Source organism: Pseudomonas sp. GW823-FHT06E10 (genome assembly GCF_058794995.1).
In genome coordinates, this window is record NZ_JBXAHJ010000012.1 from 39,204 (window position 1) to 54,902 (window position 15,699).

Annotated in this window: 15 protein-coding genes and 1 pseudogene; 9 read left to right on the top strand and 7 right to left on the bottom strand. The window is 59.6% G+C overall.

From position 1 onward, the window contains the following. The first annotated feature begins 154 nt into the window (after positions 1-154). Positions 155-1,174: a Glu/Leu/Phe/Val dehydrogenase family protein gene (locus AC1Q6Y_RS19440; protein WP_057716381.1), complete on the top strand. Its 1,020-nt coding sequence runs from the start codon at positions 155-157 to the stop codon at positions 1,172-1,174. A 188-nt stretch (positions 1,175-1,362) separates the two neighbouring features. Here the strand turns inward: AC1Q6Y_RS19440 and AC1Q6Y_RS19445 are convergent. Then, positions 1,363-1,602, bottom strand: a pseudogene (locus tag AC1Q6Y_RS19445) (YebG family protein); the annotation flags it as partial. Positions 1,603-1,878: 276 nt separating this feature from the next. On the opposite strand from AC1Q6Y_RS19445, the gene AC1Q6Y_RS19450 reads away from it, so the two are divergent. Continuing rightward, complete coding sequence (locus tag AC1Q6Y_RS19450) at positions 1,879-2,379, top strand: phosphate-starvation-inducible protein PsiE (protein WP_057716379.1); 501 nt, start codon at positions 1,879-1,881, stop codon at positions 2,377-2,379. On the opposite strand, the gene AC1Q6Y_RS19455 is transcribed toward AC1Q6Y_RS19450, so the two are convergent. Both AC1Q6Y_RS19455 and AC1Q6Y_RS19460 read right to left on the bottom strand, forming a co-directional pair. Further along, entirely contained in the window at positions 2,376-2,690 is a 315-nt protein-coding gene (locus AC1Q6Y_RS19455; RefSeq protein ID WP_057716378.1) for a DUF3509 domain-containing protein, read from the bottom strand. The genes AC1Q6Y_RS19450 and AC1Q6Y_RS19455 overlap by 4 nt on opposite strands. Before the next feature lie 309 nt (positions 2,691-2,999). Further along, the gene (locus AC1Q6Y_RS19460) at positions 3,000-4,376 is read right to left on the bottom strand and encodes an L-serine ammonia-lyase (protein ID WP_057716377.1); all 1,377 of its coding nucleotides are present in this window, start codon (positions 4,374-4,376) and stop codon (positions 3,000-3,002) included. A 135-nt stretch (positions 4,377-4,511) separates the two neighbouring features. Here AC1Q6Y_RS19460 and AC1Q6Y_RS19465 point away from each other — a divergent pair, with 135 nt between their 5' ends. From AC1Q6Y_RS19465 to AC1Q6Y_RS19485, 5 genes are all read left to right on the top strand, one after another. Further along, complete coding sequence (locus AC1Q6Y_RS19465; protein WP_349733663.1) at positions 4,512-5,459, top strand: LysR substrate-binding domain-containing protein; 948 nt, start codon at positions 4,512-4,514, stop codon at positions 5,457-5,459. A 214-nt stretch (positions 5,460-5,673) separates the two neighbouring features. Continuing rightward, the gene (locus AC1Q6Y_RS19470; RefSeq protein WP_057716375.1) at positions 5,674-6,081 is read left to right on the top strand and encodes an HPF/RaiA family ribosome-associated protein; all 408 of its coding nucleotides are present in this window, start codon (positions 5,674-5,676) and stop codon (positions 6,079-6,081) included. Between the two features lie 223 nt (positions 6,082-6,304). After that, complete coding sequence (locus tag AC1Q6Y_RS19475; protein ID WP_492624990.1) at positions 6,305-6,883, top strand: RNA polymerase sigma factor; 579 nt, start codon at positions 6,305-6,307, stop codon at positions 6,881-6,883. Continuing rightward, on the top strand, positions 6,880-7,869 hold the full coding sequence (locus AC1Q6Y_RS19480; RefSeq protein WP_492624991.1) for a FecR family protein: 990 nt from the start codon (positions 6,880-6,882) through the stop codon (positions 7,867-7,869). Before AC1Q6Y_RS19475 ends, AC1Q6Y_RS19480 begins: the two co-directional genes overlap by 4 nt. A gap of 238 nt (positions 7,870-8,107) precedes the next feature. Beyond that, positions 8,108-10,537 carry a TonB-dependent siderophore receptor gene (locus AC1Q6Y_RS19485; protein WP_492624992.1) on the top strand — a complete coding sequence of 810 codons (2,430 nt, stop codon included), beginning with the start codon at positions 8,108-8,110 and terminating at the stop codon, positions 10,535-10,537. 142 nt (positions 10,538-10,679) lie between these two features. Here the strand turns inward: AC1Q6Y_RS19485 and AC1Q6Y_RS19490 are convergent, their stop codons facing one another. After that, the gene (locus AC1Q6Y_RS19490) at positions 10,680-11,555 is read right to left on the bottom strand and encodes a helix-turn-helix domain-containing protein (RefSeq protein ID WP_492624993.1); all 876 of its coding nucleotides are present in this window, start codon (positions 11,553-11,555) and stop codon (positions 10,680-10,682) included. Between the two features lie 151 nt (positions 11,556-11,706). On the opposite strand from AC1Q6Y_RS19490, the gene AC1Q6Y_RS19495 reads away from it, so the two are divergent. After that, complete coding sequence (locus tag AC1Q6Y_RS19495) at positions 11,707-12,609, top strand: DMT family transporter (RefSeq protein WP_492624994.1); 903 nt, start codon at positions 11,707-11,709, stop codon at positions 12,607-12,609. A 27-nt stretch (positions 12,610-12,636) separates the two neighbouring features. Here AC1Q6Y_RS19495 and AC1Q6Y_RS19500 read toward each other — a convergent pair whose 3' ends face one another. Both AC1Q6Y_RS19500 and AC1Q6Y_RS19505 read right to left on the bottom strand, forming a co-directional pair. Continuing rightward, a complete protein-coding gene (locus tag AC1Q6Y_RS19500; protein ID WP_057716369.1) occupies positions 12,637-13,146 on the bottom strand; it encodes a DUF2165 domain-containing protein in 510 nt (169 codons plus the stop codon). A gap of 187 nt (positions 13,147-13,333) precedes the next feature. Beyond that, positions 13,334-14,308 carry a 2-hydroxyacid dehydrogenase gene (locus tag AC1Q6Y_RS19505; RefSeq protein WP_090453152.1) on the bottom strand — a complete coding sequence of 325 codons (975 nt, stop codon included), beginning with the start codon at positions 14,306-14,308 and terminating at the stop codon, positions 13,334-13,336. 195 nt (positions 14,309-14,503) lie between these two features. Between AC1Q6Y_RS19505 and AC1Q6Y_RS19510 the strand changes: the two genes are divergently transcribed. Further along, positions 14,504-14,761, top strand: coding sequence for a hypothetical protein (locus AC1Q6Y_RS19510; RefSeq protein ID WP_492624995.1), 258 nt, complete (start codon positions 14,504-14,506; stop codon positions 14,759-14,761). 128 nt (positions 14,762-14,889) lie between these two features. Here the strand turns inward: AC1Q6Y_RS19510 and AC1Q6Y_RS19515 are convergent, their stop codons facing one another. Beyond that, positions 14,890-15,639 (bottom strand): YkgJ family cysteine cluster protein, encoded by a 750-nt coding sequence (locus tag AC1Q6Y_RS19515; RefSeq protein ID WP_492624996.1) that lies wholly within the window; start codon positions 15,637-15,639, stop codon positions 14,890-14,892. Positions 15,640-15,699: the final 60 nt, after the last annotated feature.

Genomic DNA, 15,699 nt, shown 5'->3' on the forward strand with positions numbered 1-15,699 from the left:
CCCCCTCTCCGGCATTCGTCCAGTACCGTACAAGAGCGACCACGGGTTATTTCCGAAAGCCTGCATCGGGGCCGTGCTTATTCCGGTGCGCTTCTGCAATTTTTGGGCGCAAGCCTATACTGGCGACTACAAGAAGTGATTCGGGAGCCCTACGATGTTCGCTCTCATGCAAAGCACTCGCCTTGAATCGCTGCATCTGAGCGTTGACTCGGTCACCGGGTTGAAGGCGGTCATTGCCATTCATAACAGCCGGCTGGGGCCTGCCCTGGGTGGTTGTCGTTACCTTGCCTATCCCAGCGACGAGTCTGCGGTCGAGGATGCGGTGCGCCTTGCCCAAGGCATGAGTTACAAGGCGGCACTGGCTGGCCTGGCCCAGGGCGGCGGCGTGGCGGTGATCATTCGCCCCGTTCATGTGGCCAACCGCGCGGCGCTGTTCGAAGCCTTCGGGCGCTGTATCAATCAGCTCGACGGGCGCTACATCACGGCCATCGACAGTGGCACCTCAGTGGCGGACATGGATTGCATCGCCCAGCAGACCCAGCATGTCACCAGCACCACCGCGGCGGGCGACCCTGCGCCACACGCGGCGATGGGCGTATTCACCGGCATTCGCGCCACGGCGATGGCGCGACTGGGCAGCGATAACCTCGAAGGCCTGCGCGTTGCCATTCAAGGCCTGGGCAACGTTGGTTATGCCCTGGCAGAACAGTTGCACGCTGCCGGGGCCGAACTGCTGGTCAGCGATATCGATCACGGCAAGGTGCAACTGGCAATGGAGCAACTCGGGGCTCACCCCATCGCCAACGACGCACTGCTCAGCACGCCTTGCGATATTCTTGCGCCGTGCGGTTTGGGCGGGGTGCTCAACAGCCACAGCGTGACGCAACTGCGCTGCTCGGCAGTGGCCGGTTCGGCGAACAATCAGCTGACCCATCTGGATGTTGCCGACCAACTGGAACGTCGCGGCATCCTGTACGCACCGGATTACGTGATAAACGCCGGCGGACTGATTTACGTGTCGCTCAAGCACCGCGGCGAGGAACTGTCGACCATCACCGCGCACCTGTCGAAAATCAGCTCGCGCCTGACTGAAGTGTTCGCCCACGCCCAGGCGGAAAAACGCTCCCCCGCGCGGGTGGCCGACGAGTTGGCGGAGAAGGTGTTGTACCGGTGAAACTGGCATGAGTTTTCCACAGGCATGAAAAAGGCCCTGGGTCATTCGACTCAGGGCCTGTTCAATTCGGGCTTTGCCTATTTGGCGGCTTTTGGGGCCTTGGCAGGCTTGGCCGGGGTGACCGGCTCAGCGGCCTCAACGACCTCGGTTGCCGCAACAGGTTGTGCGACTTCAACCGGTGCGCTGAGCAGTTCGGACAGGGCGTCCGGCTGGCTCTTGAACGCCTTGGCGAACACGTCGCGATTTTTCGCCATGTAGATCCCGGCTTCTTCCACTTGCTGCTCGGTCAGGGACGGAACGGCTTTTTGCAACACTTCAGCCAGCAATTCGGCCAGTTCGAGCATTTTGTCATGACGGTCAGCTTCGGCTTTATCCATGAACAAGCGCTCCAGATCTCGGCTGCTGCGGTATACCACTTCGACGGCCATTCACCACCTCACATGCCTTCACATTGGTTGTCGATTTCGACTACTGTATCTATATACAGCTAAAGGATAAGCGAATCCCTGCCTTTTGGGTAGTGGCTTTTTAATGTAGACCGAATTCGGGATTTGTCAGGCGGGGCGCTGCACAGGTGCGACCAAACGCCACGGCGCACAATCCCGAGCGGCTCGCCATCATGGGCTGGCCTTTTTTCTGCATGCAGAAAAACCGTCACGTCCAACCCGCATCATCCGGTCGAGCCGACCTAAGGAAGCATCATCGTGAAAATCAACTGGGCCGAAAAACTGCGGCAGAACGTGCATGAACTGGCCGAGTCCCTGGGCAATCTGTTTGTCGAAACCTTTCACTACCTGGCGCTGTTCGCCATTGGTGCGGTGACCGCATGGGCGGCGGTGATGGAATTTCTCGGGATGATCGAAGAAGGGCACATCAAGATCGATGACATCTTGCTGCTGTTCATCTACCTGGAACTGGGGGCGATGGTCGGGATTTACTTCAAGACCAACCACATGCCCGTGCGCTTCCTGATCTACGTGGCGATCACCGCGCTGACGCGGCTGCTGATTTCCAACGTTTCGCACCACAACCCGCCGGACCTGGGGATCATCTACCTGTGCGGCGGGATTCTGCTGTTGGCGTTTGCGATTCTGGTGGTGCGTTACGCTTCGTCGCAATTTCCTTCGGTGAAGATTGAGAACCCGCACCGCAAAACAGGTAAGGGCTCCAGTGAACATCCGGAAGTAGAAAAGGGCGAGCTTTAAAGTCCCATGGTGGGTCGGTGGCGGTCACTGGCTGGTGGGGGCAGGTTGCGCGTGCCGCCGTCGGTCATTGATTCGAGGATGGCCACGGCGCAGTGGCCCTGCTCGATGGCAATGCCGAACTGAATGCTTTGCACCAATCGTTTGAGGCGCTCGGGGTCATTGCGTTGTTCGGCGCTGATCATGCGTTTGGCCACCACGCGGCCACTGTTGGACAGGGTCAGCATGATGCGGCCGTCCAGGCCCTGAATGCTCAGGTTGATCTGGTAATCCGCTGCAAAGGCATCGGTAATGAGCTGGAAAGGGTTGTCCATGATGCGTCACCGCCTGATTGAACGTGCAGTTGTTGACCGGCCATGATCGGGTTGGTTCGCAACGCCAGACCACCGGCCATCTCGCCATCATTGTTCCAGCATGGAAGTAGCAAGGCCCATGCCGGAAAATTGTCGGACAAAAAACACGTTCTGTAGGAGCGAGCCTGCTCGCGATGGTCGTGAACGATAACGCGTCAAACCAGATGGTTTGCGGCGCCTGAGGGTTTTTCGCGAGCAAGCTCGCTCCTACGGGGGGCCGCGTTTTCTGCACGTTTCAGGGCAATTAACCTCGACGTGCCTCCAAAACGGTCAACATTCCACCCAGTTCACCGCCAGTCCGCCCCGCGACGTCTCTTTGTACTTGTCGTGCATGTCGGCCCCGGTGTCGCGCATGGTGCGGATCACCCGGTCCAGGGAAATGAAGTGTTTGCCGTCGCCGCGCAGGGCCATTTGCGTGGCATTGATGGCCTTGACCGCGGCGATCGCGTTGCGCTCGATACACGGCACTTGCACCAGTCCGCCCACCGGGTCGCAGGTGAGGCCGAGGTTGTGTTCCAGGCCGATTTCGGCGGCGTTTTCCAGCTGCTCCGGGGTGGCGCCAAGCACCTCTGCCAGGCCAGCGGCGGCCATGGCGCAAGCGGAGCCGACTTCACCCTGGCAGCCGACTTCGGCCCCGGAGATCGAAGCGTTTTTCTTGCACAGGATGCCGACGGCAGCTGCACCCAGGAAAAATGCGACCACGTCATCGTCAGACGCATCGGCATTGAATTTCATGTAGTAGTGCAGCACCGCCGGAATGATCCCCGCCGCGCCGTTGGTCGGCGCCGTGACCATGCGCCCGCCGGCCGCGTTTTCTTCGTTCACGGCAAGGGCGTACAGGTTGACCCATTCCATCGCTGACAAGGTGGACGTAATGACATTCGGCTTGCCGATTTCCTGCAGGCTGCGATGCAGTTTCGCCGCTCGACGCGGAACACTCAGGCCGCCGGGCAAGATGCCTTCGTGGCGCAACCCCTGCTCGACGCATTCGCGCATCACCGACCAGATATGCAACAGGCCCTGGCGGATTTCCGCGTCACTGCGCCATGCCCGTTCATTGGCCATCATCAGTTCGCCCACCCGCAGCCCGTGCTCGTTGCAGAGTTTGAGCAGTTCGGCGGCGCTGGAGAAATCGTAAGGCAGCACCACGTCGCCGGCCGGCGCGATCCCGGATTCGGCTTCGGCGGCTTCGATGATAAAACCGCCGCCCACCGAGTAGTAGGTCTGCTCGAACAGTTCGCCGGTTTCACCGAAGGCTGTCAGGGACATGGCGTTGGGGTGGTAGGGCAGGCTTTCGTCCAGCAGCAGGAGATCGCGTTGCCAGTCGAAGGCAATTTGCGCAACGCCTGCAAGGCACAGTTTGCCGGTTTCGCGCAGGGTGTGAATGCGGCTGTCGATGGTGGTTGGATCGATGCGGTCGGGCCATTCGCCCATCAGGCCCATGACGCAGGCGCGATCCGTCGCGTGGCCGACGCCGGTCGCTGAAAGAGAACCATAGAGACGGATTTCCACGCGTCGCACGTCGGCCAGAAAACCGTGATCGACCAGCGCTTGGGCAAAGGTTGCGGCAGCGCGCATCGGACCGACGGTATGGGAACTGGACGGGCCGATACCCACTTTGAAGAGATCGAAAACACTGATAGCCATGCTAAAGCCTGCACACGCAATGGAAGGGAAATCGCTGCCATTTCTGTAGGACAAGCGCAATTTGGGCGATACTGCCTGTCACGAGCCTGCGTGACCAACGAAAATTCCTAAGACATCCTTTAGCAGGACTAAACGATGAGCCGTCAATTACACGCCCAGACGTATGTCTGGCTGAACGTGTTTGCCTGTGCCGCGCGGCACCTGTCGTTCACCCGCTGCGCCGAAGAGCTGCACATCACACCGGGGGCGGTCAGCCAGCAGATCCGCCAGCTGGAAGAACGCCTGGGCTTTCGCCTGTTTCACCGCCGCCCCCGCGGAGTGGAGCTGAGCGCAGAGGGCCAGCGCCTGGCCATAACCGTCAACGAGGCCTTTGGCAGCATCGACGCGGAATTGCGGCGACTGGACGCGGGCATGATCAGCGGGATTCTGCGGGTGCGTTCGATTCCGTCGTTCCTGAGTAAATGGCTGACGCCGCGACTGCCGCGTTTGCAGCAGCGTTTTCCGGACATCCAGTTACGCCTGGTGGCCGAGGACAGCAGCGTGCCGTTGCATGAAGGTGACTTCGACCTGGCGATCGACCTGAACGACGGCAGTTATCCGGGCCTGTTATCCACAGCCTTGCTTGATGAACAGATTTTTCCGGTGTGCGCGCCGAGCTTGTTGCGTGGTCGTCCACCACTGCATGGTCCGGCGGACCTGATGCACTTTCCCTTGCTGCACGACATCACCGCCTGGCGCGGCAGCTACGAGTACGCGGAATGGGAGTTTTACCTCAATGCCATCGGCTTCGAGGGGGCGGATGTGCGACGCGGGCATACCTTCAATCGCAATCACCTGACCATCGAAGCGGCCATCGCCGGGATGGGCGTGGCGATTGCGCGCCGAACTTTGCTCAATGATGAGTTGGAACGTGGTGCCTTGATCGTGCCGTTCGGCCTGGCGGTGCCCAATCACAAGCGCTACATGCTGCTTTACGCACCGGGGGCGTTGAGCCATCCGGGTGTGCGTGCGGTGCACGATTGGTTGGTGGAGGAGGCGGGTGCTTTTCGCAGCCTGCACCCGTTGGGGGAGCGGCAAATGTGAGCAATTATTACGTAAGAGCAGGGCGACCCAACTCCCGACCTTAACAGCGCTTTTACCGGTTGTCCGGCTTTTTTTGCGATTGAAAATTTATCTTTTTTAGGGGGTTGAATTGTTCAGCGTACAGACCGATTGTGTAAGTAAGAGGTCACGGTGATGACGCCCAAGGGCTTAGCTGACCGGCCTCTCGCGAGCTAGCTGAAATAAGGGATGAACTATGCAAATCCAAGTCAATAGCGATAACCATATTCAAGGCAGTAAACGACTGGAGGAGTGGGTACGTACGACCATTGAGAGCACGCTCGAACGCTACGAAGAGGACCTGACACGAGTCGAGGTTCACCTGCGGGACGAGAACGGCGACAAGCCGGGTCCCCACGACATGCGCTGCCAGCTGGAGGCGCGGCCAAAAGGCCATCAACCGATTTCCGTCACCCATAAAGCCTCCACCATGGAGCAGGCGATCGACGGAGCGGCAACCAAACTTGAACATGCGCTGGAGCATATGTTCGGCAAATTACGCGGCAAACGAGCCAATGTGGTGCCCATCGAGAGTGCCGCCCATGCCGACCATCTGCTGGAAGAAGAGTTTCTTGAGAACGAACAGGCAGCGCTTAACGGCTGACACCTGATTCACTTTTTTACCTTCCCATGAAAACGGGCCTGCATTGCGGGCCCGTTTTGTTTTCGGTGGCTTTTGGATTCCATGGCTATGCCATTGGTGCAACCAACGGGCGTAATAAAGGGCTGCACCCGATCCTTTTGCATATGAGAATATTTATCATTAATATTGCGGCCTTTCCGGTCCCCTGACGCTGTCGTGGCCTCCCCGGTTTTCAGGTCGAAACATGAACGATGATCACTCTGCCCCCGAACCCCGCGATATCGAGCGCGATCCACAGCGCGGGGACCGTGCGCATTTTCTCCAGGTGTTTCTCTCCCAGCGTTCGCAAATGGAAGCACTGGTGAGCCGGCGTGTCGGTTGTCGGGCGACGGCGGCTGACCTGGTACAGGATTTGTTCCTGCGATTCTGGCGGCGGCCGTTGGTGCAAGTCGAGGAACTCAGCACCTACCTGCTGCGCTGCGCCGGCAACATCGCCATCGATCACTTGCGCAGTGAAGGCACGCGGGTCCGGGCCAGCGAAGGTTTGATGGTGGAATCACCAGACAGCCATGGCAGCGGACCGCAAGCAGCGCTGGAGGCGGACAACGATCTGCGCCATGTCGAAGCCGCATTGCGCGCCTTGCCGGAGCGTACGCGGCAGATCTTCTTGCTCAATCGCATTCACGGCCGCAAATACGCCGAGATCGCCAAGGCCATGGGCTTGTCCCAAAGTGCCGTGGAAAAACATATGATGCGCGCCCTCGAAGCCTGCAAGGCCAGCCTTCGGGAACCCGAACCGCGTACGCCAGGGACAGCACCGTGAACGACTTCAAACGCGTCACCCCGACGCTGGCGCAGGAGCAGGCCGCGCTGGCCTGGCTGAGCCTGTTGCATGACCAGCCCAACAGCGGTGACCAGGCGACGTTCAGCCAATGGTTGCAGGCCGACCCCGCCCATGCCGAGGCCTATGCCCGGGCGCAGGTCCTGTGGGAGTTGAGCGAAGGACCGGCGCGCACACTCGCCGATGAAGACGCTTTTGCCTTGCAGGGCTATCTCAACGCCATGGACAAGCCGCGGCGCAGCACGCTCGGGCGCTGGTCCGGTACGCTGGCGATGGCCGCGTGTCTGCTGTTGATGATCAGTGTCGGTACAGGCTGGCAGCCTATGCGTTGGATTGATGACCTGGGGGCGGATTACGTCTCGGCACCGGGGGAAATTCGCACCGTTACCCTGGCCGATCAGTCGCAGGTGACACTGGATGCCGACAGCGCCATCGCCGTGGATTTCAGTCGCGGTGAGCGGCATGTGCAACTGCGCCGCGGCGCCGGCTTTTTCAGCGTTACCCATACCGGCGAGCCGTTTGTGGTGGACGCCGAGAAAGGCCAGACGCGGGTCCTGGGCACGCAGTTCGAAGTCCGTTTGCAGCCCCACGGTGCACAGGTCACGGTGCTGTCGGGACGGGTTGGCGTGACGGCGCACCAGAAAGCCGATCAGCAAGTGCTCACCGCCGGCCAGCAAGTGGCCTATGGCGAAGGCTCGGCGCAAACACTCCACTCGGTGGACAGCGAAGCGCAGTTGGCATGGCGCCAGGGCTGGCTCAATTACTACAAGGCGACGTTGGCCGATGTGGTACAGGATTTGGCACGCTATTACCCCGGACGGATCGTGTTGCTCAATGATGAACTGGCGAGGCGCCGGGTCAGTGGCAGCTTTCCGAGCAGGAACCCGCAGGCGGTGTTGAGTTCGTTGCAGGGGGTGTTGGGGTTTGAGCAGCATCAGGTTTTGGGGCATCTGATTATTTTGCGTTGAGGCGACCGGCCTCATCGCGAGCAAGCTCGCTCCCACGGGGTTATGTGTTGCCCCAATATTGTGGCCGACTCAATACCTGTGGGAGCGAGCTTGCTCGCGAAGACGGCAGATCAGACACCCAACCACTCAAGTAAAAATATTTTAAAGTTTTTGCTGAGGTAAACCCGATTGCCATCCGTGTAGTGACTGAAACTGCGAGTCATTCGCATCCGTTGCGGTTCTACACAGGTCATGAGTCATGAAGTCCAGGGCAAAATCGGGTTCGGTCAAACAATGGTTGGGTGTGTCTGCGTTGAGCTTTTCGGCATTGGCCTTGTTGCCGCTGAGCGTAGCGTTGGCCGCAGAGGCAGGCAGCAGTCAGTCGCGTGGGCAATTCAATTTCGCGCTGGCCGCCAAACCGTTGCCCCAGGCCCTGAGCGATTTCAGCCGAGTGACCGGCATCAGCGTCGTCTACACCGATGAGGCGCCGTACGGTCTCAATGCGCCGGCCATCAATGGCCAGATGAGCGCCGAACAGGCTCTGCAACGTCTGCTCACTGGTTCGGGCTTGACGTTCCGTCGCACCGACGGCCACACCATTGCACTGGAACCACGGCCGACTGAAGGGGCGTTGAACCTGGGCGCGACCACTATCACCTCGGTGATGGATGACTCCATGAGCTATCAACCGCCACCCATCACTTCAGTGATGCGCTCCTCGGCCCCCGTACAGGAGATCCCGCAGACGATCAACGTCGTTCCGGCCCAGGTCATCCGCGACCAGGCGCCGCGCAATCTCGATGACGCGCTGGCCAATGTCAGCGGCATCACCCAGGCCAACACCCTGGGCAGCACCCAGGACTCGGTGATGGTCCGTGGCTTTGGCGACAACCGTAACGGCTCGATCATGCGCGACGGCATGCCGATCGTGCAGGGGCGTGGCCTCAACGCCAGCGTGGACCGGGTCGAAGTGCTCAAGGGCCCGGCCTCGTTGCTCTATGGCATCCAGGATCCGGGTGGCGTGGTCAATATGGTCAGCAAGAAGCCCGAGCTTGAGCGGTACAACACGCTGACCGCGCGCGGTTCGAGCTATGACGACGGCAAGAACGGCAGCGGTGGCAGCCTCGACAGCACCGGGGCCCTCGGCGATTCCGGACTGGCCTACCGCATGGTGCTGGACTACGAAGACGAAGATTACTGGCGTAACTTCGGTGTGCATCGCGAGAGCCTGATCGCGCCGTCGCTGGCCTGGTACGGCGAAAGCACCAAGCTGCTGTTCTCCTATGAGCACCGCGAATTCCTCACACCGTTCGACCGCGGCACGCTGATCGATCCACGGACCAACCATCCGCTGGACATCTCGCGCAACGAGCGTCTCGACGAACCGTTCAACAACATGGAAGGGCGCTCGGACCTCTATCACTTCGAGGCCGATCACGAACTCAACGACAACTGGAAAGCCCATTTCGGCTACAGCTATAACCGCGAAACCTACGATGCCAGTCAGGTGCGCGTGACCGCCATCGACACCAAAAAGGGCACCCTGACCCGCAACATGGACGGCACCCAGAATGCGATCAGCACCGACCGGTTCACCACCGCCAGCCTCGAAGGCAACGTGAATGTGCTCGGCATGCAGCATGACCTGCTGTTCGGTATCGACGATGAGTACCGCAAGATCTACCGCGAAGACCTGATCCGCCAGAAAAGCCTGACCACATTCAGTTACGTCAATCCGGTTTATGGACGGGAAGTGCCGGGCACCACCGTCAGTGCGCCCGACAGCGCACAGACCGATGAACTGCGCAGCGATTCGGTCTTCCTGCAAGACTCCATTCACCTCACCGACCAGTGGATTCTGGTGGCCGGCGCGCGCTTCCAGGCTTACGACCAGTACGCCGGCAAAGGCGTACCGTTCCACGCCAACACCGACAGCAACGGGCAGAAATGGGTGCCGCGCGCGGGCCTTGTGTACAAATACACCGATGCTTTGTCGTTCTACGGCAGCTACACCGAGTCGTTCAAACCCAACTCGACCATCGCACCATTGAGCGGCAGCAGTACCGTGCTTGACGGCGGTATCGCGCCGGAAGAAGCCAAGTCCTGGGAGCTGGGTGCCAAGCTTGATCTGCCGGGCCGCGTTACCGGCAACATCGCACTGTTCGACATCAAGAAGCGCAATGTGCTGGTGGCCAACGCCGAAGGTCCGACCACGATTTACAGTGCCGCCGGTGAAGTGCGTTCCCGTGGCCTGGAAGTGGACCTGAGCGGTCAGCTCACCGATCGCTGGAGCATGATCGGCAGCTACGCCTATACCGATGCCGAAGTCACCGAAGACCCGGATTACAAAGGCAATCAGTTGCAGAACGTGGCGAAGAACAGCGGCTCGTTGTCGGCCGTCTATGACTTCGGCAGCGTCATTGGCGGTGATCAACTGCGGGTCGGCGCCGGGGCGCGTTATGTGGGTGAGCGCGCGGGCAACGCGGTGAACGATTTCGACCTGCCGAGCTACACCGTGGCCGATGCGTTTGCCACCTACGACACCAGGGTCGAAGGGCAGAAGGTCAAGTTCCAGCTCAACGTGAAGAACCTGTTCGATCGCACCTACTACACCTCGGCGGCGAGTCGGTTCTTTGTGTCGATGGGGGATTCGCGGCAGGTGACGTTGTCGAGCACCTTGGAGTTCTGACGATAGACCGCGTCATCGTTCATCGCGAGCAAGCTCGCTCCCACAGGGGAATAGGGTAGCCACAAAACAGGTAAGCACCACCAAACCTTGTGGGAGCGGGCTTGCTCGCGAAGGCGGCAGTACAGGCGATAAAAAATCGGGTCTAGCGCAAAAGTGCCTGTCGATATTCGCCGGGCGTCCCGCCAAGTGACTGGCGAAACCGGTTGGTGAAATGGCTGGCGCTGGAAAAACCACAAGCCAGTGCAATCTCCCCCAGTGGCTGCGAGGTCGTGCGCAACAACTCCCGCGCCCGGTCAAGGCGCCGCGCCAGCACGTACTGGTGGGGTGGCAAGCCGAAGCTTTCGCGGAACATCCGCGCGAAGTGGTATTCGGACAACGCGCACAACGCCGCCAATTGACCGAGGCTGATGGCCTCGTCCAGATGGCTGTCGATGAACTCCACCAGATGCCGGCGCTGGTGCGCGGCCAGCCCGCCTTTAAGGCGCAAGCCCTGACGCACGTTGACCTGGCTGAGCAGGGCATGGCTGAGCAGTTCGTGCGCCAGGCTGCTGGTGAGCAGGCGCTCGCCCGGCTCGTCCCAGTTCAAGGCGACCAACTGCCGAAAGCGCAGCGCCTGCTGCGGATCATCGAGAAAGGTCTGCTCGCGCAGCTGCATTTCCCGTGGCTCGCGATCGAGCAGGGTGACGCAGCCAAGGGCAAATTGTTCGGGGCTGAAATACAGGTGTGCCAGGCGAATATCGCCATTGATCACCCAGCCTGACTGGTGATCGGCGGGGAGGATGCACAGTTTGTCCGGACCACCCTTGTTGCCGGGCTGGTCGCGGCGAAAGGTGCCGGTGCCGCCGGCGAGGTAACAGGACAACGTGTGGTGGCTGGGCGCTTCGTATTCCTGAGCGTCATGGTGATTGCTCCACAAGGCTGCAGACAAGCCGTCACCGAGCTCGGCGCTGTGCTCAAGGCGAGCATTCGGCGAGCGGTTGAGGGCTTGAAAGACTTGTAGGGTATCCAGTGCAGCCATGGTCGTTGCTCTCTAACACCTGCATCCAACGCCTTGCATCCTACTCCGTAGACGTGCGCCTGCCAGCCTGTCGCCGGACAAAAGCGCAAGTTTATGCAAGTGCGCCCAGGCGTGGCGCCGGACACTGGGCTCCTAGCGAGGAGCCCTAGTCATGAACCTTTCTTTGTACCTGCTGACCGTGCTGATCTGGGGTACCACCTGGATTGCCTTGAAATGGCAACTGGGCGTGGTGGCCATTCCCGTGTCGATCGTCTATCGCTTCGGCCTCGCCGCACTGGTGCTGTTCGTGATCCTGCTGCTCAGCCGACGCCTGCAAGTGATGAACCGTCGCGGGCACCTGATCTGCCTGGCTCAAGGCTTGTGCCTGTTCTGCGTCAACTTCATGTGCTTCCTCACGGCGAGCCAGTGGATCCCCAGCGGTCTGGTGGCCGTGGTGTTTTCCACCGCCACCCTGTGGAATGCCCTTAACGCGCGGGTGTTCTTCGGTCAGAGAATTGCCCGCAATGTGCTGATGGGCGGTGCGTTGGGCCTGCTTGGGCTGGGACTGCTGTTCTGGCCGGAGCTGGCCGGGCATACCGCCAGCCCGGAAACTTTGCTTGGCCTCGGTCTGGCCCTATGCGGCACCTTGTGTTTCTCGGCGGGCAACATGCTTTCGAGCCTGCAACAGAAGGCCGGTCTCAAACCGCTGACCACCAATGCCTGGGGCATGGCTTACGGGGCGGCGATGCTCACCGTGTGGTGCCTGGTCAAAGGCATTCCCTTCGAGATGGAGATGAGCACGCGTTACATCGGGTCACTGTTGTACCTGGTGATTCCGGGATCGGTGATCGGTTTCACCGCCTACCTGACCCTGGTCGGCCGCATGGGGCCAGAGCGGGCTGCGTACTGCACAGTGCTGTTTCCGGTGGTGGCACTCAACGTGTCAGCGTTCGCCGAGGGTTATCAGTGGACGATGCCGGCGCTGTTGGGGCTGGTATTGGTGATGTCGGGTAACGTACTGGTGTTTCGCAAGCCCAAACCACGCTTGGTACAAGGGAGTAGCAAGCTCGCTTGAGATGACGTTCATCGAGCGCTGAAGTCCTCAGCGCTCGACTTTGATCGCAATATAAATCAGCAGCGGTAGTATGAAGTCGACAATATGCCGGGTCCAGTCTTTGTAATTCCAGGCTTGTGATTGGTCCATGTTGAACCATTCCACGCCGATAACTTGAAAGCCGACATAGTAAAGCAAGAGCGCAATGAGTAATCCTATGATCGCGGGCTTTTTGGCCTCGTGAAACTCTTCAGCGCTGCTACTCATGTTTTTATAAAGATAACAGGTTCCGATCATGAAGAAGAGCGTGTAGATAACCTCGAGTGTAATGATGAGCCAGTAGATGCGGTGATGGAGTATCTGCGAGGTAATGGCCCTGTAGGTGTACTTCTCGTCGTCATCTGTGGTCTCCATGCTCAGGATGTTACTGATGTTTTCGTAGTTGGTTGCGTAGTCCGTAACGTTGCTGTACATCACCAGCAATCCAAAAATACTTATGAATAACATTAGTGTGGCTTTGCTGAAGCGTATGACTTGATTTGTCGTAAGTTGATTCAAGGTGGTGATCTCCTTTGTTGTTTCCGTTGTGTCTGGAAAAGTAAGGAGAGTCTAGCGGGTGGTTTTGTTATTTGTTTATTGACTGAATTGCAGGGTGTGTATTCAGACAGTTTTTTTACAGGTTTAGAGTGATATTGTTTTTATTTTTTGCATTTAAGGGCAGGCGCTTTTAACGCCTGCCCTTTTTTCAACCCTTCCAGACTTGCGGGTTGACCAGGTCCTGTGGGCGTTCCCCCAACAGCGCACTGCGCAGGTTGGCCAGGGCACGGTTGGCCATGGCATCGCGGGTCTCATGGGTGGCCGAGCCAATGTGCGGCAAGGTCACGGCATTTTTCAACTGGAACAGTGGGGACTCGGCCAGCGGTTCTTTTTCGTAAACGTCCAGCCCGGCACCACGAATGCGGTTGTTTTGCAGTGCTTCGATCAGTGCCGGCTCATCCACCACCGGGCCACGGGAAATGTTCACCAGAATGGCACTTGGCTTCATCAGCGCCAGTTCACGATGGCTGATCAAGTGTTTAGTTTTCTCGCTGAGCGGCACCACCAGGCACACGAAATCGGCCTCGGCCAGCAGTTGATCAAGGCTGCGGAACTGCGCGCCGAGCTCCTGCTCCAGTTCGGTCTTGCGGCTGTTGCCGCTGTAGATGACCGGCATGTTGAACCCCAGGCGACCACGTCGGGCGATGGCGGCGCCGATGTTGCCCATGCCGACAATGCCCAGGGTCTTGCCATGCACATCGCAACCGAACAGCTGCGCACCGACAGTGGCCTGCCATTGCCCGGCCTTGGTCCAGGCATCCAGTTCGGCGACGCGGCGCGCGCTGCTCATCAACAGGGCAAATGCCAGGTCGGCGGTGCTTTCGGTGAGCACATCCGGCGTGTTGGTCAGCATGATCCCGCGTTCGTTGAAGTAGGCCAGGTCATAGTTGTCGTAGCCCACCGAGACACTGGATACCACCTCCAGCGTGGTGGCGTTTTCCAATTGAGCGCGGCCGAGTTTGCGACCGACGCCGATCAAGCCGTGAGCGTGGGGCAGGGCTTCGTTGAATTGGGCGTTGATGTCGCCGTTTTTCGGATTCGGCACGATGACGTCGAAATCCTGTTGCAGGCGTTCGATCATTGGTGGAGTGACGCGGCTGAATGCAAGGACGGTCTTTTTCATGGGTGGGCGGGCTCGTCGGGCGGTGAAGAATGATGAGCACGCTAACATTCTTCGCGGGATTTGTGCGAGTCGTCAGGCGGTCTATGCAAGCTTGCAGCTTGTCGTGCTCCATCCAGTTATACTGCCGCACTTCTTATACTGTGGCATGCGGCCCGCTCACCGGGCCCGACATTTCATGCACCACCCGGAGCTTTCATGACTTCCCCGAAACAACCGCCGGTCGCCGACGTCCTGAACGACGTGCAGGCAGAGCTGCCAGACAGCGTCGACTCCAGCGCCGACAGCGAATCCAAAGCCGGGATCCCGGCCTTCAAATTCCCGTTCAAGCCGGGTGAGCTGGCGGCCGCCAAGGGTTCCAACCAGCCGTGGTACAAGAACGGCGCCAAGAACGGCCACACCAAGACGCCGGGCATGGCACCGCCGGGGACTCGTCGGTCGATGGGTAAGCGCTGAGTTCTTAAGTCTGCGGTGACTGATCTGCCGTCTTCGCGAGCAAGCCCGCTCCCACATTTGGAATGCATTCCTCCAGTGGGAGCGGGCTTGCTCGCGAAGGGGCCGGCACAAACACTGCAAATCCCGGATCAAACCGCCCGCAACGAAATAAACGAATAATTCGTCGGCGCATCCGCCGCCACTTGCGCACCTGCGGCCAGCACTTGCCCGGCAATATCATCCCCCGACACATGAAACCGCCATTCACTGCCCCACTGCGGCAACGTTTGCCCGGCCAGGTCGTCGATGATCGCGGCAAATTCCGCCATATCCGGCAGATAAGCGGTATACCCGTCGCCCTTCAGGGCCGTGGTGCGAATCCCCAGCAACGCACAAATTGCATCCTTCATCAGAATGTCATCACGATCCGCCTGACGGGAGCGCTGGATCAGTTCCGACAATTCCCGGTCGACCAGCTCACCGCCGACAATCAGCTCCGGTCCTTTTTCCCACGACTCAGGCGGACATTCCTTCATGGCGGTGTTCAGAGGTATGTGCGGATTGATTTCCATCGGATAGATACGGCACACCAGCGGCCGGCGTTCGTAGATGCGACAGAGGTTGTCTTCGTCAAGATTTCGGCAGGGACCGACATTGTAGGCGGCGAAGGTGATAGCCACGTACGCCTCGGATTCACCGCTGCGCACTGCCGCCGAACGGCGTTCGGCGTGTTCCCGTTGGTGCACCGGCAGACCCAGGCCATTGCCCAGAAACGCCTCCACCAGCACGATCACCTGACCGCCATCGGCTGCCCACATCCGGGCTTCGCCCAGGGTCAGGGGCACATGGTGGTCGTTACAGCATTTGCCGCAGCCTACACAGGAAAATGTTGTATTCATCGAGCGTTCGTTCGCGTCACAGGGCATGAAGCGGCGACAGAATGCCGCCGCAAAAGCCGC

Coding starts and splice junctions, on each gene's coding strand:
- AC1Q6Y_RS19440 (WP_057716381.1), top strand. CDS start 155: ATGTTCGCTCTCATGCAAAGCACTCGCCTTGAATCGCTGCATCTGAGC.
- AC1Q6Y_RS19455 (WP_057716378.1), bottom strand. CDS start 2,690: ATGGACAACCCTTTCCAGCTCATTACCGATGCCTTTGCAGCGGATTAC.
- AC1Q6Y_RS19460 (WP_057716377.1), bottom strand. CDS start 4,376: ATGGCTATCAGTGTTTTCGATCTCTTCAAAGTGGGTATCGGCCCGTCC.
- AC1Q6Y_RS19465 (WP_349733663.1), top strand. CDS start 4,512: ATGAGCCGTCAATTACACGCCCAGACGTATGTCTGGCTGAACGTGTTT.
- AC1Q6Y_RS19470 (WP_057716375.1), top strand. CDS start 5,674: ATGCAAATCCAAGTCAATAGCGATAACCATATTCAAGGCAGTAAACGA.
- AC1Q6Y_RS19475 (WP_492624990.1), top strand. CDS start 6,305: ATGAACGATGATCACTCTGCCCCCGAACCCCGCGATATCGAGCGCGAT.
- AC1Q6Y_RS19485 (WP_492624992.1), top strand. CDS start 8,108: ATGAAGTCCAGGGCAAAATCGGGTTCGGTCAAACAATGGTTGGGTGTG.
- AC1Q6Y_RS19490 (WP_492624993.1), bottom strand. CDS start 11,555: ATGGCTGCACTGGATACCCTACAAGTCTTTCAAGCCCTCAACCGCTCG.
- AC1Q6Y_RS19495 (WP_492624994.1), top strand. CDS start 11,707: ATGAACCTTTCTTTGTACCTGCTGACCGTGCTGATCTGGGGTACCACC.
- AC1Q6Y_RS19505 (WP_090453152.1), bottom strand. CDS start 14,308: ATGAAAAAGACCGTCCTTGCATTCAGCCGCGTCACTCCACCAATGATC.
- AC1Q6Y_RS19510 (WP_492624995.1), top strand. CDS start 14,504: ATGACTTCCCCGAAACAACCGCCGGTCGCCGACGTCCTGAACGACGTG.
- AC1Q6Y_RS19515 (WP_492624996.1), bottom strand. CDS start 15,639: ATGAATACAACATTTTCCTGTGTAGGCTGCGGCAAATGCTGTAACGAC.